This is a genomic window from Deltaproteobacteria bacterium, from assembly GCA_016874755.1.
Classification (GTDB): domain Bacteria; phylum Desulfobacterota; class Binatia; order UBA9968; family UBA9968; genus DP-20.
In genome coordinates this window covers 32693-50655 of record VGTH01000001.1, presented here as the reverse complement: position 1 = coordinate 50655, position 17963 = coordinate 32693, and the positions used below count along the sequence as shown (strand labels likewise).

Here is a 17963-nt window from a genome sequence, read left to right as displayed (position 1 = left end):
GTATCGTACCTTTGAGATCCTTGTGCATCCCTACGACAGGATGCACGGCACCGATACCCGCGGGTATGTAACTCCGGATCGCCTCTACTCGGACCCCGCAGTCGCCAGCCAAAGCCAGGCCTACCTCGGCACGCAGCCGAGTATCGTTCGCAAGGTTCTCACGCGGCTTCACGACCCACACCGATACACCTTCGTTGATAACGGCTGCGGTAAAGGAAGACCCTTGCTAGTTGCATCGGAATTTCCATTCAAGGACATCATCGGCGTCGAAATGTCGCCGGTGCTCGCCGAATACGCTGCACGCAACGCCACGATCATCCGGCGGCGCTTTCCCGACCGCACCAGAATCAACATCGTCGCTGAGAACGCGGTTTCCTACAAACCAGCGGCCGAGCGCACCATATGTTTCTACTACCACGCATTTGGGCGAGAGACGCTGGAGGCGTTTATCAAAAACCTGGAACGCCGACTCGGAGAGACCGCCGAGCATGTGTTCTTTATCTATAGCAATCCAGTCTATGCCGACGTAGTCGACACTTCTTCGTGTTTTGCCAGATGGTCGGCGGAAAAAGTTCCCTACGAGTCGCGCGAAGTTGGCTTTGGCCCGGACACCTACGACTGTGCCGTCATATGGCAAAGCCTCCCCGAGCAGTATCCTCCGCTGGCCACGGCGAAACGGCACGTCCAAGTCGTGCGTCGCACTCGCGCCGAGCTAGACGATTGACTCGCCTCAATGGAAATCGGTCCCCTGTCTAAGTTTTGACAAAAGCTGCGTAGACCGTCGGTAATCTTCTAAACTTTCCATCCGCTGCGCCGATGACAACTTTTGGACGCACTTGTTTGTGCGGCAGCTATGATCAAGAAAATCAAAGTCGAACGCCTCAAGCCAGGCTTCTTCGTCCACGACTTCAACTGCGGTTGGCTGAACCATCCGTTCTTCAAAAACCGCATGATGCTCAAGAGCGACAAAGATATCGAGAAGATCGTCGCTCGCGGCATCCACGAAGTTTATATCGACACGGACGCAGGCCTGGACCTCGATGATGCGCCGACCCAAGAAGAAGTCGACCAAGCCATCGACAATGAGCTCGAAGCGCTAACGCCTGCCATACCTTCGAAGCCTGCGAGCGTGCCCCTTGCCGAGCGCGTCGATCAATCGAAAACACTGATCATTGAGAGCAAGTTCACAACCCAATGCCTGCTCGACGGGGTGAAGTTCGGCCAACCCATCGATACCGCGGAACTTGCCTCAATGATCGACAACGTAACCGCACAGGTGTTGGATGACGGCAACGCGCTCGTTTGTCTGCTGCGCAACAAGCGGCGCAATGAGTATAGCTACCTGCATTCTTTGTCCGTCGCCGCGCTTTGCATCTCGTTTGCCCAGTCGATGAGCTTCGATGCCGAGCAGGTTCGCGACCTCGGCATGGGCGGCTTGCTCCATGACATTGGCGAAGTACGAACTCCCAGCCGCATCCTCAATAAGCCCGGGCCACTCACCGACGACGAATACGGGATCATGCAGCAACACGTCGCGCGCGGCATCGAAATCGTCAGGCAGACCGGCCGGCTGAGCGCAGCATCCGCCAGCATCATTGCTCAACATCACGAACGGCTGGACGGCACCGGCTATCCAAAAGGCCTGCGCGGCGACGAGATCGGTCTGTTCGGCCAAGTTGCGGCCATCGCCGATATCTATGACGCGCTCACCTCGACGCGCTGCTACAACGTGCCACTGCCCCCCACCGGAGCACTGCGCAAGATCTACGAGTGGAGCGACACCTATCTCAATCGCTACCTAGTGGAACAATTTATCGCCCACATCGGCGTCTATCCGATCGGGTCGCTGGTGCGCATGCGCAGCGGCGAAGTCGGCGTGGTGTTGCGCCACGGCGAACAGAGTCTGCTGCGGCCCGTGGTGCGCATTATCTTTGACCGTTTCAATCGCCGGGTAAACGACGCTTCGGAAGTTGATCTATCATTGGATGCCGCGGGCAGCGACGGATATGACATCGTCCACTGCGAATCGAGCGAACGGCTCAAAGCCGATCCCATACGGTTTCTGTTCTGAATCTAATCTTCGCCGCACTAGCATCTGGACCATCAAATTCGCGATCTTCCCGTAAACCACACAGCTTAGAAGATTTCCAGTGATAGACCGGCCTAGTATCGCGTCGATGCCCGGGCGCGGTCGCGCCGGTCGCGATCGATCTCTTCTTCGAGCAGTTTCCCAACGCGCTGCGCGGTGACCACCAACTCGATGGCGCTTGGGCTGCCGGCAAGACCGGTTTCGATCAATTTACGAATCTGCCGGCCGGGGTCCCAGAAATTTCCCGCCGGATTGTCCGTCGGCTTTTCATCAAGCCATCGATGAATATATTTCAGAGATGCTTGCATTTCCGCCAGGCCGCGCTCACGTTCGTTGGTCCGCGTGAGCGTCATGCCGCGGTAGAGCCGCGCCATCGAGTCGTTCACATCCAGCGCAAGGGCTTTGTCCAAGGCGTCGCGCGCGGCACCGTAGTTCCCGGTTTCGTAGTGCGCTCGACCGAGGTAGGTCCAAACGCTTTCGGCAATCGCATAGGAAGTTTTGTAGTTGGGTTCATCCGCGGCCACTCGGCGGAAGACTTCGACGGCGTCGTTGGGCCGGCCGGTGATCAAGGCTGTCCGGCCCTCCTGAATACGTTGGTCGCTCTGTAGACTCGTGCAGCCAGACAAGATCAAGGCACTTAGCGCCAACAGCAATTTACCTATGATCGGCATTCCTAGAATCCCCCCAAGTGCTTCACTATAGCATCGAGTCGGGCGAAACAAAGTTGTTGGCGCCCTTCTTTCCTTGCAGAATTCACCCGTCCACGCTAGCGTTGAGGGATCCCACAAGAGGTAAGAATTACCATTCATGGCTGAACCCAACAAAATTATCTATTCGATGGTCGGCGTCGGCAAGAACTATGACAAGCGCGCCGTTCTGAAAGACATCTATCTGTCCTATTTCTACGGCGCCAAGATCGGCGTCATCGGTCTCAATGGCTCGGGGAAATCGTCATTGTTAAAAATCATGGCGGGCGTCGACAAGGAGTTTGTCGGCGAAGCGGTGCTCTCGCCCGGCTACACCGTCGGCTATTTGGAACAGGAACCGCTGCTCGACGACGCGCGCACGGTGCGCCAAGTGGTCGAAGAAGGCGCCCAGGAAACCGTCGATCTCTTGAAAGAGTTCGAGGCGATCAACGCCAAGTTCGCCGAAGAGATGTCCGACGACGAAATGAACAAGCTGCTCGAACGGCAGGGTGAAGTCCAGGAGAAGCTCGATCACCTCGACGCATGGGATTTAGACGCGCGCTTGGAAATGGCGATGGACGCCCTGCGCTGCCCGCCGTCCGACACCTCGGTGAAAGTTTTATCGGGCGGCGAGCGGCGCCGCGTCGCACTGTGCCGTCTGCTGCTAAAAAAACCCGATATTCTTCTACTCGACGAGCCGACCAACCACCTCGATGCCGAGTCGGTGGCCTGGCTCGAACAACACTTGCAAAGCTACGCTGGCACGGTCATCGCAGTGACCCACGACCGTTATTTTCTCGACAACGTCGCCGGCTGGATACTCGAACTGGACCGCGGCCACGGCATTCCGTTCAAGGGCAACTATTCCTCTTGGCTCGAACAAAAACAGGAACGCTTGCGCCAAGAAGAAAAATCCGAAAGCGACCGGCAGAAGACGCTACAACGCGAATTGGAATGGATTCGCATGTCGCCCAAAGCGCGCCAGGCCAAGGGCAAAGCGCGCATCTCGGCCTATGAATCGTTGTTGGGCAACGACGCTGACAAGCGCCGCGAAGATTTAGAAATTCCTATTCCAGCCGGCCCGCGCTTGGGCAGCGTGGTCATCGAAGCCGACAAAGTATCGAAGGCGTACGGCGATCGCTTACTCGTCGAGGGCATGACCTTTAAACTGCCGCCCGGTGGCATCGTCGGTGTCATCGGTCCCAACGGTGCGGGCAAAACGACGTTGTTTCGCATGGTCACCGGCAAGGGAAAGCCGGACAGTGGCTCCTTTCGCACCGGTGAAACGGTCGTCCTCGGTTACGTCGACCAAAGCCGCACGCTCGATGCACAAAAGAATATCTGGGAAGAAATCTCCGGCGGCACTGACCAGATCAAGATCGGCAACCGTGACGTTAACTCGCGCGCCTATGTGGCGCGCTTCAATTTTTCCGGCACCGACCAGCAGAAAAAAGTCGGCAGCCTGTCCGGCGGCGAGCGCAACCGGGTTCACTTGGCGAAGATGTTGAAAGAAGGCGCCAACGTTCTTTTGCTCGACGAGCCGACCAACGACCTGGACGTCAACACGCTGCGCGCGCTCGAAGAAGCATTGGAGAACTTCGCCGGCTGTGCCGTGGTGATCTCCCACGACCGATGGTTCCTCGATCGCATTGCTACTCACATTCTCGCCTTCGAAGGCGATAGTAAGGTCGTCTGGTTCGACGGCAACTATTCAGAGTACGAAGCCGATCGCAAAGCGCGCCTGGGTGCCGCGGCGGAACAACCGCATCGAATCAAATATCGGCCGCTGACGCGTGCTTGAGAGACAGTGCTGCGAGGTTTGAGGTAACTGCGATGGGCGGGGCTGGTTCGGTAGTTAACTAAGATCAACTGACGACCTCGGCGCTTTTAACCACGTCGGTCTCTTCCGCGGCCGCTTCCGTAGCGGCCCCTTCGGCGGCAGTTGCGCCTGCTTCTTTCTCTTCTTCTTCCTTCTTAAAATAACGCGCCAGGATGCCGCGCAGGCAACCCAGCTCGCTGCCAAAGAGTTCCACCACCTCGTCGACCAACAATTCATCGAGTGAAAAAAGGTTGCCGAGATCGGCGCGGAAGTCGGCTTTTAGCCGCCTGGAAATCTGTTGGCCGCGCGAGTTTTGCGCGTTGATGCTGATGCGCAAGGCACGCTGCTGCGCTTGATTGGTATGTTGGCTGCCCGCGGCTTCTAACTTTTCCAACATTTTTTTCAACCGCGAGCCGGTCTCAGTGACGTCGATGAGGCTATAAATCTCCGCTGGAAGGAGAGGCATTAGCTGCCGTTGAATCGCCACGCACCTTTCCACACAAAGTTGCAGTGTATGCTCGTCCAAATCGTACGCTTTGGCACATAACTGCGCCATCAGACCGCTCTCAAAAGCGTCGCGGGTCTTGGCGACCAGCGCGTCGTCCAGCTCGGGTTTGCTGGATATGCCGACGACATTTTTCGGATAAAGCGTCCGTATCGCGTCGGGTTCGCCAAGCAGCGCGCGAATCAGCAAGCCCGAATGCATCGCATGATCCCCGTAGAGCGCCTTCATCTCGGGATCGGCGTTGGCATAATCCATTACCAGAGCGGAAAGCGCCCGGTCGAAAGCGGTGACGATACGCGAGAAGTTTTCCAGAGAAAGCAGCGTGGGCAACGCATCGCCCAACTCATTGGCGCCCTTGAGGGACTCGATACGCAAACAACCCGCATTATTCACGCCATTTTTCACCAAACGCACCGGCGCGAAAAAGTACTGCTCAACTTTACAGCCCACCAGCTCTTCGAGCCATGGCTGCAGCGCCACGCCTTGGATTTCAGCGTCGCTCGACTTGCCTGCGCCGAGTTCGTCAACCACCGCGCAGAAGTCGCGCATCAAGGCCGGATCGGCGGTTACACGGTTGCTCTTTTCGGATTCTTCCACTTCGCTGGTCAGCCGGGCGGCTTGTTGAAACATGCCGAAGCGGGGGTCGAGAAAACGTTGGAACCAATCGATCAACGCGCCGTCGTATTCGCCATTTTGCAAATAAATGCGAATCTTGTCTTTGTGCGCTGAGGTCGCCCCGGCGCCTTTGCGCAAACTAGTATAGACCGCATCGACCAACGGCGTCAGATCCTTGTTCGACAGGCTGACGTCGCGCTTGAGTTTCTCCACGACTGGATAGAGTTTGCGGTCAATTAATTTGTTGGCGGTCAGATAGTTAATGAAAATTCCAGCGCGCTTGGTGGCATCGCCGCTAAATTTTTCGATTTCGATGCGGGTCGAGTCAAGCTCGCGCCGCTTCGCCGCGAGCGCGTTCTTATCGACGGCGCCAATGAGGGGCAAGAAATGCGCGGTGAAAATATTTTTCGCACTGCTGAGCCGCACTAACGTTTGGGAGCCTTCGTGTAGCTGGGCACTGTAGATGGGCACCACGGTGGGTTGTTTGGCCTCCGGCAGCAGCGCAACCACTGCCTGATCGGAGCTGACCGTTTCGGAAGACAAATGATCGATGAGAAAATGGACTTTCGACATTTTTGACGCGTTTAGACTAAAAACCTTTCCTGAGGTGACAAATGCTTGTTCGGATCGCTGGAGCGTGGGAACAACATTAACACATAGGCGGAATTGCTCTTAATCGCAAGTCACGGGACCGGTTTTTTGGCGGCCTTCAGATTTGGCCCAAAACGCACCACCCTTGGAGTGCTCCAGAGTCTCGTGACCCTAAACCGAGAGAATGTCCGCATTCCGCGGCCTCTCACCGGAGACAGCGCTGCGAAACACTCCTGGATAAAAACCGTCGAGCTATGCGTGCAGCTGTTTTCTAAAAAACCGAAACGTCCGCGGCCATGACGCCGTCGCCGCGTGCTCGCGGTACGCCGGCGAGCCGAAATTGGCGAAGGCGTGCGCCGCATTGGGATAGGAAAAGAACTCATGCACTTTGCCGAGACGCGTCAGCTCGGCGTCGAGCTTGCGCATGTCTTGCGGCGAGGGATTCTTATCGTCCTCGCCGAAGTGGCCCATGATCGGGCAGTGAATATCTTTACTGCGCTCGAACGGGGACGGGCCGGCGCCCCAAGGCGAAAACGTATCGCCGCCGTAATACATCACCCCGGCTTTGATGTCCCGGTTCACCGCTGACATGAGATAGACCGCACGGCCACCCATGCAGAAACCGATGATGCCGATGCGGTTCGCCGCAACGGCGCTGTGTGACTTGAGATAATTCACCGTCGCGTTGACGTCAGCGATCACCGTCGCGTCGGTGAGCCGCATGCGCCGCGTCGGTGGGTCGTCTTTGCAATCCGGCGGATCGCGATGATAGAGATCCGGCGCCGCCGCGACAATGCCTTCACTCGCCGCTAAGCGACAGAACTCCTGAAAGTCCTGTACGCCGGTCTGGCCTTGTACGACGACAATAGCCGAACTGCGGCCGGAAATTTCTGGCACCCCAACATAGGCGCGCATGTTGGCGTTGTCGAATTTAATGTTTTCCCAGCTCGCGCTCATAGCCCCTCCAGAATTCTACTTGTTGATTGACTCACCACGAAGGCACGAAGTACACGAAGTTCGAAAAAAAGAGATCACCACGAAACACACGAAAGGCACGAAATAAAGAAACTACGCGATTCCTAATTTCGTGTGTTTCGTGTTTTTCGTGGTTCACTCCCTCCAAAACTTTGCGTTCTCAGCGTCTCTGCGCGAGGCATTCGGGCTCCTAGCCCTGTCCCTGAAACACTTCGCCCGCGCGAACCGTCCACTTCGCCGCAATCCGTTTCTTATGCTCGCGCTCTGCGCCGACGGAGTCTTGCAGCATGATCGAGTCATCGACGATCTGCAGCACGGCGATATCCGCTTCGCGGCCGACTTCCAGGCTGCCAATCCGATCCTGCCAGCCGATCGCCTTCGCCGCGTCAACCGTGCAGCTCCGAATAATTTTCTCGAAACTCAAACCCATCGGCAAAAACTTCGTCAGCGTCGTCGGCAAGTCGTGCACAATACCGAAGCCCGGCTGTTTCATCTTGCCGTGCAAATCCGAGCTTATGATGTCGGGAATGATTCCCTCGCCCATGGCCCGCTCGACCAGATCGAAATCGAAGTGGCCGCTGGCGTGGCCGACGTCGAAGATGACACCGCGCTCTTTGGCCTTACGCACCAGCGGCAACAGCTTGCCCTTTTCGTCGATGATCGATGGCCGCTGCGGCGTGTAACAGTGCGTGATGATATCGCCCGGGCGCAGCGTGTCGGCAATCTCGTCCATGCCGATCGCCGTGCTGCCGACGTGCACCATGATCGGCGTGCCTGACGCTTCACCCGCTTTGATCGCCAGGCGCAGCGCTTCGCGGCTGTTGTCGCCGATGGACTTCTTATGTAAGCGCACTTTGATGCCGACGCTGATATCGCGGTTGTCGATGACCGCCTGCGCCGAGCCGTCGCGGTCGGCAAAGCCTAAATTCAACAATTCGCCCGGTTCGTTCAGCACGCCGTGCTGCGCCAGCGCGACCAAGCCGATCATGCGCGTCTTCGACCGCTCGTAGACCAGTTTGCGAAAGCCGAGCAGATTTATTGGACCAGCCGAGCCGGCATCCAACGTTGTCGTCACACCGGTGGCAAGACACACTTCGTCAAGATCGCAGCCGTAGGGATTGACGCCCCAGTAACTGTGCACGTGAAAATCGATCAGCCCCGGAGTCACGTAGCAACCGGTGGCGTCGATGACACGACCGACACTCACGCGCGGAATGTCGGCTTGCATAGCGACCACCCGCTTGTCTTTCACCGCCACGTCGAGTTTCTGGTTCACGTTGGTGGCTGGGTTCAGCACCGTGCCGCCGACCAACAATAGATCGTATATGTCAGCCATGTTTCCTCTTTCGAACTCTTGCGCTGCGTGGTCGAAGTTATTCGCAAGTTGCGATGAATCTTGCTGTGAACGAAATTTCCAATCTCACCACGAAGCGCACGAAGGACACGAAGTTCGGAGACAATTTTTGATTTCTTCTCTTGCCTTCGTGCTCTTCGTGACCTTCGTGGTGAATATTCCCTCTACCAGTCGCGAAAGCCTTCTTGCGAGCGCCTTCAACTATCACCGCTCCTCTACCACAGGAGGGAAAATTTGCCTAGCGCGTTTCTGTGACTTTTGACTGATTGACAACCAACGCAAGCCGCGCAAGACTTCAGCTGTTTGGTAAATCGTCAAGCGGAGGTTGTCGTGAGACTACTGCAAAGACTTTACTTCGTTGCTATGTTGGTATTGTCTTGCCCCACTTTATCCCTCGCCCAGGACACTATCCCTTTCGTGCCGTCGCCGATGTACGTCGTCGAAAAGATGCTGGAGTTGGCCGAAGTAAAAAAGGGCGATGTGCTCTATGACATGGGCAGCGGCGACGGACGCATCGTGATCGAAGCGGCGAAGCGCTACGGCGTCAAAGGCGTCGGCATTGACTTAAACCCCGAGCTGGTCGCCAAGGCCCGCGAGAACGCCGCCAACGAAGGCGTCACCCATCTTGTCGAGTTCCGCGCTCAGGACGGCCTCACTGTCGATATTTCCGAGGCGACGGTGGTGACGCTATACATGTTCAAATGGTTCAACAATCAGCTACGTCCCAAACTGCAAAGACTTAAAACCGGCGCCCGCGTAGTGGCCCACGACTTCGACATCGACGAATGGAAGCCAACCAAGGTCGAATACATCCGCGCTGCCGATAGCAACGCCGAGGACTATTCCGAGGGCCGCACGCTCTATCTGTGGAAGGTCGGCATGGAGAAGACGGCAGAGGCGAAATAGTTTTTTTCATCGTCTTCGCGCGGCCAATCCGGAGGGCGACTAGCCGGTCGCCGCCACATCTCCTTTCTTCGCATTCACTTAAGACCCGCCGCAACTTTAGGTTGCGGTTTTTGACCTCCCTGGGCTAAGCTCGGCATAGCGAGGTGGTTCCATGACCGCGTACAATCCTTCGGCAAAGTTCGCCATCAAAACTTGGGACGTTGAGTTCCGCCGCGCGCCTAAACGAATGCTGATGGCGCGCGTCTATCAGCCGCAGGACAGCGGGCCGTTCCCGGCGCTGCTCGATCTGCACGGCGGTGCGTGGAACAATCAAGATCGCACGGCCAACGCGATGATGGACGAAGCCTTGGCGCAAAGCGGAATTTTAGTGGTCGCCATCGATCTGACGCGCGCCACCGAGGCGCCCTACCCTGCTTCGGTGCAAGATGCCAACTACGGTGTGCGCTGGCTTAAGGCCAAGGCCAACGAATGGAACGGCGATGCGGCGACAGTGGGTGCGCTCGGCAGTTCCAGCGGTGGCCACGAAGTTCAATTGGTCGCTCTACGGCCGCGCGACCCGCGCTACTGCGCTCATGTGTTGGCCGAAGCGCCCAACCTCGACGCAACGGTCAAATACGTGGCGACGCGCTCGCCGGTGAGCGACCCCTACGCGCGTTTTTTGAATGCTGAGAAGCTTGAGCGCACCGAGATGGTCCAAAACAGCAAGAACTATTTCAATCCGTGGGAAGCCATCCACGAAGGCAACCCCCAGGAAATCCTCGACCGCAAAGAATCGGTCACGCTGCCGCCGCTCTTGATCATGCAGGGCGAGTTGGACGACAACGTGCGGCCCGCGGTGCAAGAAAAATTCGCCAACGCGTACCGCGCCGCCGGCGGCCCCTGTCAGTACGAGCTGTTTCCTGGCTGCGAACATTTGTGGATACGCGAGCCAGGCCCCATGACCACTCGCGCCCACGAAATGGTTAAGACATTTATTGCCAAGCAGCTGGGTGGGGCGCGCTAACGGCGCGCTGTTTCGCATTTCGGGTTTTTGCCCGCCCGTCTTTACGCTCGATTAATGCGGCGACTCCCGTACAGCTATCAATTTGGGGTATCTTCAACTGAGAGCCTCTGACCAACCCGGAACGCCAAACTCGAAACCCGAAACTATTTCACCCCGACGAACCGCCGGTGATCGACCATCAGTCAACGGTCCTGCACGACTTTGATGCCGGCCTGAGCGAAGATCTCCGCCGCTTTGTCATTGCGGATGCCGGATTGAAACCAGACTGACTGGGGTTTCCTGGCGAGAATGTCTTCCAGGTGGCCGGTGATATCGCTGGGCCGGCGAAAGACATCCACCATGTCGATATCGCCGGGGATATCCGCAAGCCTGCGATAAATTTTTTCGCCAAGGATCACCGTTGCGTCAGGATAATACACTGGCACCGGCACGATCTCGAAACCAGCCTTCTGCATATAGGCAGGCACGTAGACCGAAGGCTGGTCAGCCTGCGCGTCGGTCTTGATGCCGAGCACGGCGATGCGCTTGGTCTGTAAAATCAGGTCGCGAACCTGTTCGTTGGTGGTCAGTAGCTTGTCTTGCCAGGTCATTAAATGATTCTAACAGCAGAAGGTTTAACTACAAAGAGCACAGCGCGGCAAAGCCGCAACCGAAACTCGGATTAAGAGAGTAGAACCACAAAGACCACAAGAAATCACAAGAGGCGCTGCGCGCCCGGATTCGGAACCCGGATAACTTAACCGGTAGAGTAGGTGAGCGAGCGATGTTTAGCTTAGCGCAGAGATCGGAGTGGGTTTTGACTACCTTCAAACTTCGAAGCCAGGGTTAGTTTAGCAATCGGTGTGAGTCCGCACCTGGGCCTCGGGCCGACTCGCGTCCCTTACCGTCCCTGCCGCTTGACCTTCGCCGCCCCGCCGTACTAACTAGCCAATAACTCCACCACAATCTCATTCGAAGGTGCAACATTATGGCTGAGCACAAAGCGGTCGGTGCGGCGATTCCACGCGGCGAGGGGAGCAATAAAGTCAGCGGGCAGACGGTCTATGCGGCCGATGTAGCGTTGCCAAACCTGCTCTGGTGCAAGATTCTTCGCAGTCCACATCCCCATGCGCGCATTCGCGGCATCGACACTTCCGCCGCGCTCAAGGTGCCGGGAGTCAAAGCGATCGTCAGCGGCGCCGATGTGCGCGGTTATCTGATTGGCAAGCAGATACGCGACCTGCCCGTGCTCTGTTGGGACATGGTGCGCTTCGTCGGCGATCGCGTCGCTGCCGTCGCGGCGGAATCCGCGGACGCAGCGGAAGAAGCAGTGGAACGTATCAGCGTCGACTACGAAATTTTACCGGCGGTCTTCGACCCCATCGAAGCGATGAAATCGTCGGCGCCCAAGCTGCACCCCGACGTTGCCGGCTACGACGGCGCGCCGGCGAAAATTCTCGCCGCCGAAATTCACAATGGCTTGACGCAACTGGCCTGGACGAAGGGCGACATCGAGCAAGGTTTTCGCGACGCCGACATCGTCATGGAGCATACCTTCCAGATTCCGGCGCGCCACCAGGGCTATCTCGAGCCCCACGCCGACACAGTCGCCATCGACGCCGATGGACGGATTCAAGTGTGGGCGTCGGTGAAAAATCCGTTCAACGTGCGCACCCAATTGGCGAAGTGCTTGAAAATTGAAGATTCGCGCATCCGTATGAACGTCGTCAACGTCGGCGGCGAGTTCGGCGGCAAGGGCGACGGCGTTAACTTGCCGATTCTCTATTTTCTCGCGCAGCGCACCGGTTGCCCGGTAAAGCTCGTGTTGAGTTACGCCGAAGAATTGCTGGCGAGCAATCCAGCGCACCCGACTATCATTACGATAAAGAGCGGCGTGAAGCGCGACGGTCGAATCACGGCGCGCAAGATCCGTGCTTATCATGCGAGCGGCGCCTACGGCGCGTTGAAGTCGAACACCTCGCTTGCCACCTGGCACTACGCCGGCGGGCAGTATCGCATCGACAATGCCGACATCGCCTTCGCGCAGATTTATACCAACACGGTTCCCGGCGGCTATTATCGCAGCCCCGGCGCGGTGGCGACGGCATTTGCGGTCGACTCGCATACCGACATTCTCGCCAAAGAGTTGGGCATGGACCCGGCGGAGTTTCGCCTGAAAACCTTTCTCCGCGAAGGCGAAGCCGACGCGGTGGGCCACGAGCTCCATCACGTGCGCTTTCGCGAAGTGCTGCAGGGCGCCCTCGACGCCGCCGGCTGGAAGAAGCCCAAGAAGAAAAATCGCGGTCTCGGCATCGCGCTATCAGGCCGCCACATTAGCGGCGGCGACACCGGTGTCATCTTGAGCGTGGAGGCCGACGGCACGTTTACGATCGTCAGTCCAAGCATCGATCAGGGCTCGGGCACGCACACAATCTTGCGCCAACTCGTCGCCGACTTCATGAAGGTACCGATTGAACAGGTGAATGTCGTCATCGGCGACACCGACACCGCACCGCGCGACAGCGGCATGCGCGCCAGCCGGATGACCTACGTCGCCGGTCAGGCGATGATGCAGGCGTGCGAAGAATTGCACGCACTCATGCTGGCACAAGCGGCGCGGACATTGGAAAGCCGCGCCGAAGACGTCGAATTCGACGGCAGTAAATTCTTCCTGCGCGGCGAGCCCGGCCAACAGGTGCCGCTGCGCCGCGTGGTCGCACAATCGCCGGTGCCGCTGCACGCCACCGTGTATAAAGATTATCCCTATCCGGAAGACATCTCCTACATCTGCGCCCAAGTGGCGGATGTGGAAGTCGATCCCCACACCGGCGCCGTGAAAGTCCACCGCGTCATCAGCGCCCACGACGTCGGCACGATCATCAACCCAATTGCCCATCAGGGACAGATCGACGGCGCCACGATCATGGGCATGGGTCAAGGCATCATGGAAGAGATGGTGATGGACAATGGCAAAGTCACCAACAACAATCTGGGCGACTACAAGTTGCCGTCGGTGAAAGACATTCCGGAACTGAAAACGGTATTGGTAAAAACCACGGGCGGGGTCGGACCGCTCGATTCCAAACCCATCGGCGAGTTCGCCAACAACGCCCCACCGGCGGCCATCGCCAATGCCATCGCCGATGCCGTGAGCGTGCGGTTGTTTGAGCTGCCGGTGAAGGCGGAAAACGTTTACCAAGCGTTGCGGGAGAAGCTTTGAGAGAAAAAGAGGAGGCCGCGTGATCGTTCGTTCTTTGCTTAGCATTCTATGGGTTTTGTTTTTTTTAAGCATAGCCATCGCCCAGGGCAAAAAGCCCAGCACACTTTCTGAACTCGTAGCCTACACCGGCGCGGACCGCGAGCAGATTCTCATCGCCGGCGCCAAGGCTGAAGGCAAAGTGACCTGGTACACGTCGCTGGCCGGTAGCTCGTACAAGGAGCTCGCGCAAGGTTTCGAGAAGAAATACGGCGTTAAAGTCGACGTCTATCGCGCCGCGAGCAGCGAGCTGATGGCGCGCATCAGCGCGGAGGCGAAGGCACGGCAATACCTTGTCGACACCATCGAGACGACGCTGCCGCTACTCAAGAGTCTGCGCGAAGATGGGCTGTTGGCCGTGTACACCTCGCCGCACCTGATGAAGTACCCCGCCCACGCCAAAGAAAAAGCCGGCAACGGGCTCTATTATTGGGGCGTCAATCGTGAGAGCTTCATCGGCGTGGGTTTTAATCCCAGCCTGATTCCGGTGAGCGCGGTACCGAAGAATTTTGACGGCCTGCTCAACCCACAGCTCAAGGGCAAATTGGGCATGACCACCAGCGACACCGGCGTGCGCATGATGGGCGCCATGCTCAAGTTCAAAGGCGAAGAGTTCGTCCGCAAACTCAAAGCCCAGGAGGTCGCGCTGCACTCGGTGTCCGGCCGCGCCATGGCCGACATGGCGATCTCCGGCGAAGTGCCGCTGTCGCCGTCGATCTTTCGCGATCACGCCATGGAGTCCAAGCTCAAAGGAGCGCCGATCAATTGGGTAGCAATGGAAGGCGTGCCCACCAACGCCGGCGCCACCGCGATCGTCTACCAGGCACCGCACCCGCATGGCGCCGTGCTCATGGCCGACTACATTCTCAGCCCTGAGGGACAAAAGATTCTCGAAGATTTACAGTTCGGCAGCCCGTCAAAAGATTTCGGCTTCAAACGCTGGTATCCTGAGGCTGGTTTGAACACCGATCAATATGATAGAGAAGCAACCAAGTGGCAAAAGCAGTTACGCGAGCTTGGACGGAAATAAAACAATGGGCTCGCGCAGCCACCACCGAATCGGAGAAGCATTTAACCGCAAAGAGCGCAAAAACAGAATTAGGGATGTAGGGGCGCGATTTGTCGCGCCCGGTTCGGATTCGGAGTTACTAACCGCAAAGAACGCAGAGAACGCAAAGGTTCGGAGGGGACTTTCAACACAACGAGTGCAAGGGAAGCGGAAGAACTTTCCGAACTTCGTGTCCTTCGTGCCTTCGTGGTGAAAGGTCTTTTCTAGGAGGCCGTCATGTTGCAGACTCACCAACACAAATCCGTCCGCTCCACTCTCAACTACATTATCGACAGCGGCGATAAGCCCGTGACCGCCTCCAACTCGCCGGGGCAAGTGCGCAAGACGGAGAATACCGGCAAGTACGAAGCGCGCGAGGTGACGATCGGGAACGGCCGTCTGCACGACGGCGTCTTTTCATTGGAGCGCGAAGGCTTTGTCTTGGTGCGCCATGAAACCAAAGTGCAAGACTTTTACAGCGAGGCCGAGGTCAAGGCGATTTATTATCCCGAAATCGAAGAGCTGGTAAAGCGCATGACCGGTGCCGATCGGGTGCTGGTGTTCGACTACACGTTGCGAGCCGAAAACGACGACGTGCGCGAAGAGAAATTTGCCAGCCGCCCGGTGCGCAGCGTGCACAACGATTATACGGAATGGTCCGGCCCGCAGCGCGTGCGCGATCTCTTGCCCAAAGAAGAGGCGGAACAGTTGCTCAAGCATCGCTTCGAAGTCATTCAGGTTTGGCGCCCTGTGCGTCATCCGGTTGTCACAGCGCCGCTAGCGATCGCCGATTCGCAAAGCATCGCCGCGAAAGATCTCGTAGGAACTGAGCGGCGCTATCCCGACCGCGTCGGTGAAATCTATCATCTCAAATATAGCCCCGATCACAGATGGTACTATTTCCCCAACATGCAGCCCGACGAAGCGATTGTGTTTAAGTGTTACGACTCTATGAAAGACGGCCGCTCGCGCTGGTCGGCCCACGCCGCCTTCGACGACCCCACCAGTCCCGCCAACGCCCCGGCGCGCGAGAGCATTGAGATGCGCACGCTGGCGTTTTTCTCGTCCTGAGAATTTCTCGGCACATTCCCGCAAAGACGCTAATCGCGCAAAGAGGCGTCGACTCTCTAAACTTTGCGCCCCTCGACACCGCCCCGCTCCGTACGTGCCTTGCGCGAGGATCAACCGAATCTCCCTCGTTGATTCAGTCGCAGCTTTGCGATATTCGCTGCTAGTATACTTGTGCTCGTTTTTCGGAGGACAACCCGTGCTCAAAGACAAAGTCGTCGTCATCACCGGCAGCGGCCAAGGCATCGGCAAGCACGCGGCGAAGACCTTTGCGCAGGAAAAAGCCAAGGTGGTGATCGCCGATTTCAATGCGGAATTGGCGAAAAGCAGCGCCGCCGAAATCGGCCAGACGACCGAAACCATGGCGGCGGTCTGCGACGTGCGCGACGAAAGCAGCGTGAAGAAAATGGTCGACGCGGTCATCGCCCGCTTCGGGCAGATCGACGTGATGATGAACAACGCCGCGATTGTGCCGCATTTCGCCTGGAACATCCCGCGCTGGCCGCTGATCGCCGACATGCCCCTCGATTTCTGGAATCGCGTCGTGCAAACCAATCTCTACGGCACTTTCTTCGGCACCAAGCATGTCATTCCGCACATGGCGAAAAGAAAGTCCGGCCATATCATCAATCTTTACGGCGGCGGCGGCGTCAAGCCCGGCGGCGCCGGCACCTACATGGTCACCAAGGACGGCATTCGCACCTTTTCACGCTACGTTGCCGAAGAGGTGCGCGACGCGAACATCTGCGTCGTGACGTTCTCGCCGCGCGTGCCCATCGCCACGGAGACCGCGCCTTCGGAGGCGCGCTCGCGCCTGCCCGGGCCGGAGGTCTTGGGGACCGGATTCGTGCTCTGTGCCGAGTTACCGATGGAACAGAGCGGCAAATGCTTTGCGTTTGACAACGGCAAGCTGGTTTTAGAAGAGCCGCGGGATTAGCAGGCCACTGGCGCGAGGCAGCCGGCAACAGTTTCGGAGTGAAGATGAAGGTTATCGATGCAGATGCGCATGTGATCGAGAACGAGTCGACTTGGGACTACATGCTTGAGTCGGAGAAGGCTTTCAAGCCGCGAGTCGTTGCCGGAACGAGCGGCAAAGACCCGTTTGACTATTGGATGGTCGATGGAAGGGTGATTCCCCGCAACAACGTCGGGCGCGACTTACCCGTGGCCTCGCGCGAAATGAGCGATCTCTCGGCGCGCATCCAGCACATGGACGAGTTGGGCATCGACTTCCAGGTGATCTATCCGACGTTTTTTATTACGCCGGTGAGCCGGCGTCCCGACGTCGATCTCGCCGTCTCGCGCAGCTACAACCGCTGGATGGCGGACATCGTCAAGAAGCAACCTGATCGTTTTCGCTGGGTCGTCGTGCCACCGCTGCAGAGCACCGAACACGTTAGCGAAGAGCTTAAATTCGGCAAACAAAACGGCGCCTGCGGCGTCTACCTGCGCGGCCTGGAGGCCGAGCGCAGCTTGAGCGACCCCTATTTTTATTCATTGTACGAACAGGCGAGCGCGCTCGATCTGCCGATCTGTGTGCATTCGGCCAACGGGGCCTTTACCACCTACGATTTTTTTGCCAGCGACCCGGGTTTTTCCAAATTCAAATTGGCCGTTATCGGCGCGTTTCACTCCTACGTTTTTCATGGGATTCCCCAGCGCTTTCCCAAATTGAAAATCGGCATCGTCGAAGTCAGCGCCCAATGGCTGTCCTACGCGGTGCACGATTTATCGCGCCGCTTCGCCCGCCGCGGCATACCGTTCCCCAAAAACGCGTTGAAAGAGAATCGCATTTACATCACCTGCCAGACCGATGACGATCTCGACCATGTGATTCAATACGCCGGTGAAGATAACCTGATCATCGGCACCGACTACGGCCACGCCGACAACGCCGCGGAAATCGAAGCGCTGCGCAAGCTGCGCAGCGACGGCAAAATCAGCGCCCGGCTGGTCGACAAAATTTTGCAAGACAACCCAACGGCATTTTACGGCCTGTGAGAATATAAGAGTCACCACGAAGTCACGAAGAGCACGAAGGAAGAAACTAAAAGCGTTTCGGAACGACC

At 57.6% G+C, this 17963-nt stretch carries 15 protein-coding genes; 10 read left to right on the top strand and 5 right to left on the bottom strand.

What is annotated here, in order from left to right; translation table 11 throughout:
- The first annotated feature begins 223 nt into the window (after positions 1–223).
- Together FJ145_00220 and FJ145_00215 are read left to right on the top strand one after the other, a co-directional pair.
- On the top strand, positions 224–724 hold the full coding sequence (locus tag FJ145_00220; GenBank protein MBM4259847.1) for a hypothetical protein: 501 nt from the start codon (positions 224–226) through the stop codon (positions 722–724).
- Between the two features lie 129 nt (positions 725–853).
- Positions 854–2071: an HD-GYP domain-containing protein gene (locus FJ145_00215; protein MBM4259846.1), complete on the top strand. Its 1218-nt coding sequence runs from the start codon at positions 854–856 to the stop codon at positions 2069–2071.
- Positions 2072–2163: 92 nt separating this feature from the next.
- Here the strand turns inward: FJ145_00215 and FJ145_00210 are convergent, their stop codons facing one another.
- Complete coding sequence (locus FJ145_00210) at positions 2164–2898, bottom strand: tetratricopeptide repeat protein (protein ID MBM4259845.1); 735 nt, start codon at positions 2896–2898, stop codon at positions 2164–2166.
- Between FJ145_00210 and ettA the strand changes: the two genes are divergently transcribed.
- A complete protein-coding gene (gene ettA / locus FJ145_00205) occupies positions 2897–4576 on the top strand; it encodes an energy-dependent translational throttle protein EttA (protein ID MBM4259844.1) in 1680 nt (559 codons plus the stop codon). The genes FJ145_00210 and ettA overlap by 2 nt on opposite strands.
- A gap of 64 nt (positions 4577–4640) precedes the next feature.
- Here ettA and FJ145_00200 read toward each other — a convergent pair whose 3' ends face one another.
- The 3 genes from FJ145_00200 to FJ145_00190 all read right to left on the bottom strand — a co-directional run bounded on the left by FJ145_00200 (position 4641) and on the right by FJ145_00190 (position 8616).
- Entirely contained in the window at positions 4641–6287 is a 1647-nt protein-coding gene (locus FJ145_00200) for a hypothetical protein (protein MBM4259843.1), read from the bottom strand.
- A 270-nt stretch (positions 6288–6557) separates the two neighbouring features.
- Positions 6558–7262, bottom strand: coding sequence for a dienelactone hydrolase family protein (locus FJ145_00195; protein MBM4259842.1), 705 nt, complete (start codon positions 7260–7262; stop codon positions 6558–6560).
- A 208-nt stretch (positions 7263–7470) separates the two neighbouring features.
- The gene (locus FJ145_00190; GenBank protein MBM4259841.1) at positions 7471–8616 is read right to left on the bottom strand and encodes an amidohydrolase/deacetylase family metallohydrolase; all 1146 of its coding nucleotides are present in this window, start codon (positions 8614–8616) and stop codon (positions 7471–7473) included.
- 348 nt (positions 8617–8964) lie between these two features.
- On the opposite strand from FJ145_00190, the gene FJ145_00185 reads away from it, so the two are divergent.
- Both FJ145_00185 and FJ145_00180 read left to right on the top strand, forming a co-directional pair.
- Positions 8965–9540 carry a methyltransferase domain-containing protein gene (locus tag FJ145_00185; GenBank protein ID MBM4259840.1) on the top strand — a complete coding sequence of 192 codons (576 nt, stop codon included), beginning with the start codon at positions 8965–8967 and terminating at the stop codon, positions 9538–9540.
- A gap of 151 nt (positions 9541–9691) precedes the next feature.
- Positions 9692–10543, top strand: coding sequence for an alpha/beta hydrolase (locus FJ145_00180; protein MBM4259839.1), 852 nt, complete (start codon positions 9692–9694; stop codon positions 10541–10543).
- Positions 10544–10725: 182 nt separating this feature from the next.
- On the opposite strand, the gene FJ145_00175 is transcribed toward FJ145_00180, so the two are convergent.
- Positions 10726–11133, bottom strand: a complete 408-nt coding sequence (locus FJ145_00175) for a CoA-binding protein (GenBank protein MBM4259838.1) — start codon at positions 11131–11133, stop codon at positions 10726–10728.
- A gap of 377 nt (positions 11134–11510) precedes the next feature.
- Between FJ145_00175 and FJ145_00170 the strand changes: the two genes are divergently transcribed.
- The 5 genes from FJ145_00170 (at position 11511) to FJ145_00150 (ending at position 17895) form a co-directional block, all read left to right on the top strand.
- Positions 11511–13742: a xanthine dehydrogenase family protein molybdopterin-binding subunit gene (locus FJ145_00170; protein ID MBM4259837.1), complete on the top strand. Its 2232-nt coding sequence runs from the start codon at positions 11511–11513 to the stop codon at positions 13740–13742.
- 19 nt (positions 13743–13761) lie between these two features.
- Entirely contained in the window at positions 13762–14808 is a 1047-nt protein-coding gene (locus FJ145_00165; GenBank protein ID MBM4259836.1) for an extracellular solute-binding protein, read from the top strand.
- A gap of 255 nt (positions 14809–15063) precedes the next feature.
- On the top strand, positions 15064–15897 hold the full coding sequence (locus FJ145_00160; GenBank protein MBM4259835.1) for a methyltransferase: 834 nt from the start codon (positions 15064–15066) through the stop codon (positions 15895–15897).
- Positions 15863–16831: an SDR family oxidoreductase gene (locus tag FJ145_00155; protein ID MBM4259834.1), complete on the top strand. Its 969-nt coding sequence runs from the start codon at positions 15863–15865 to the stop codon at positions 16829–16831. Before FJ145_00160 ends, FJ145_00155 begins: the two co-directional genes overlap by 35 nt.
- 44 nt (positions 16832–16875) lie before the next feature.
- Positions 16876–17895, top strand: a complete 1020-nt coding sequence (locus FJ145_00150; protein MBM4259833.1) for an amidohydrolase — start codon at positions 16876–16878, stop codon at positions 17893–17895.
- The last annotated feature ends 68 nt before the right edge of the window (positions 17896–17963 follow it).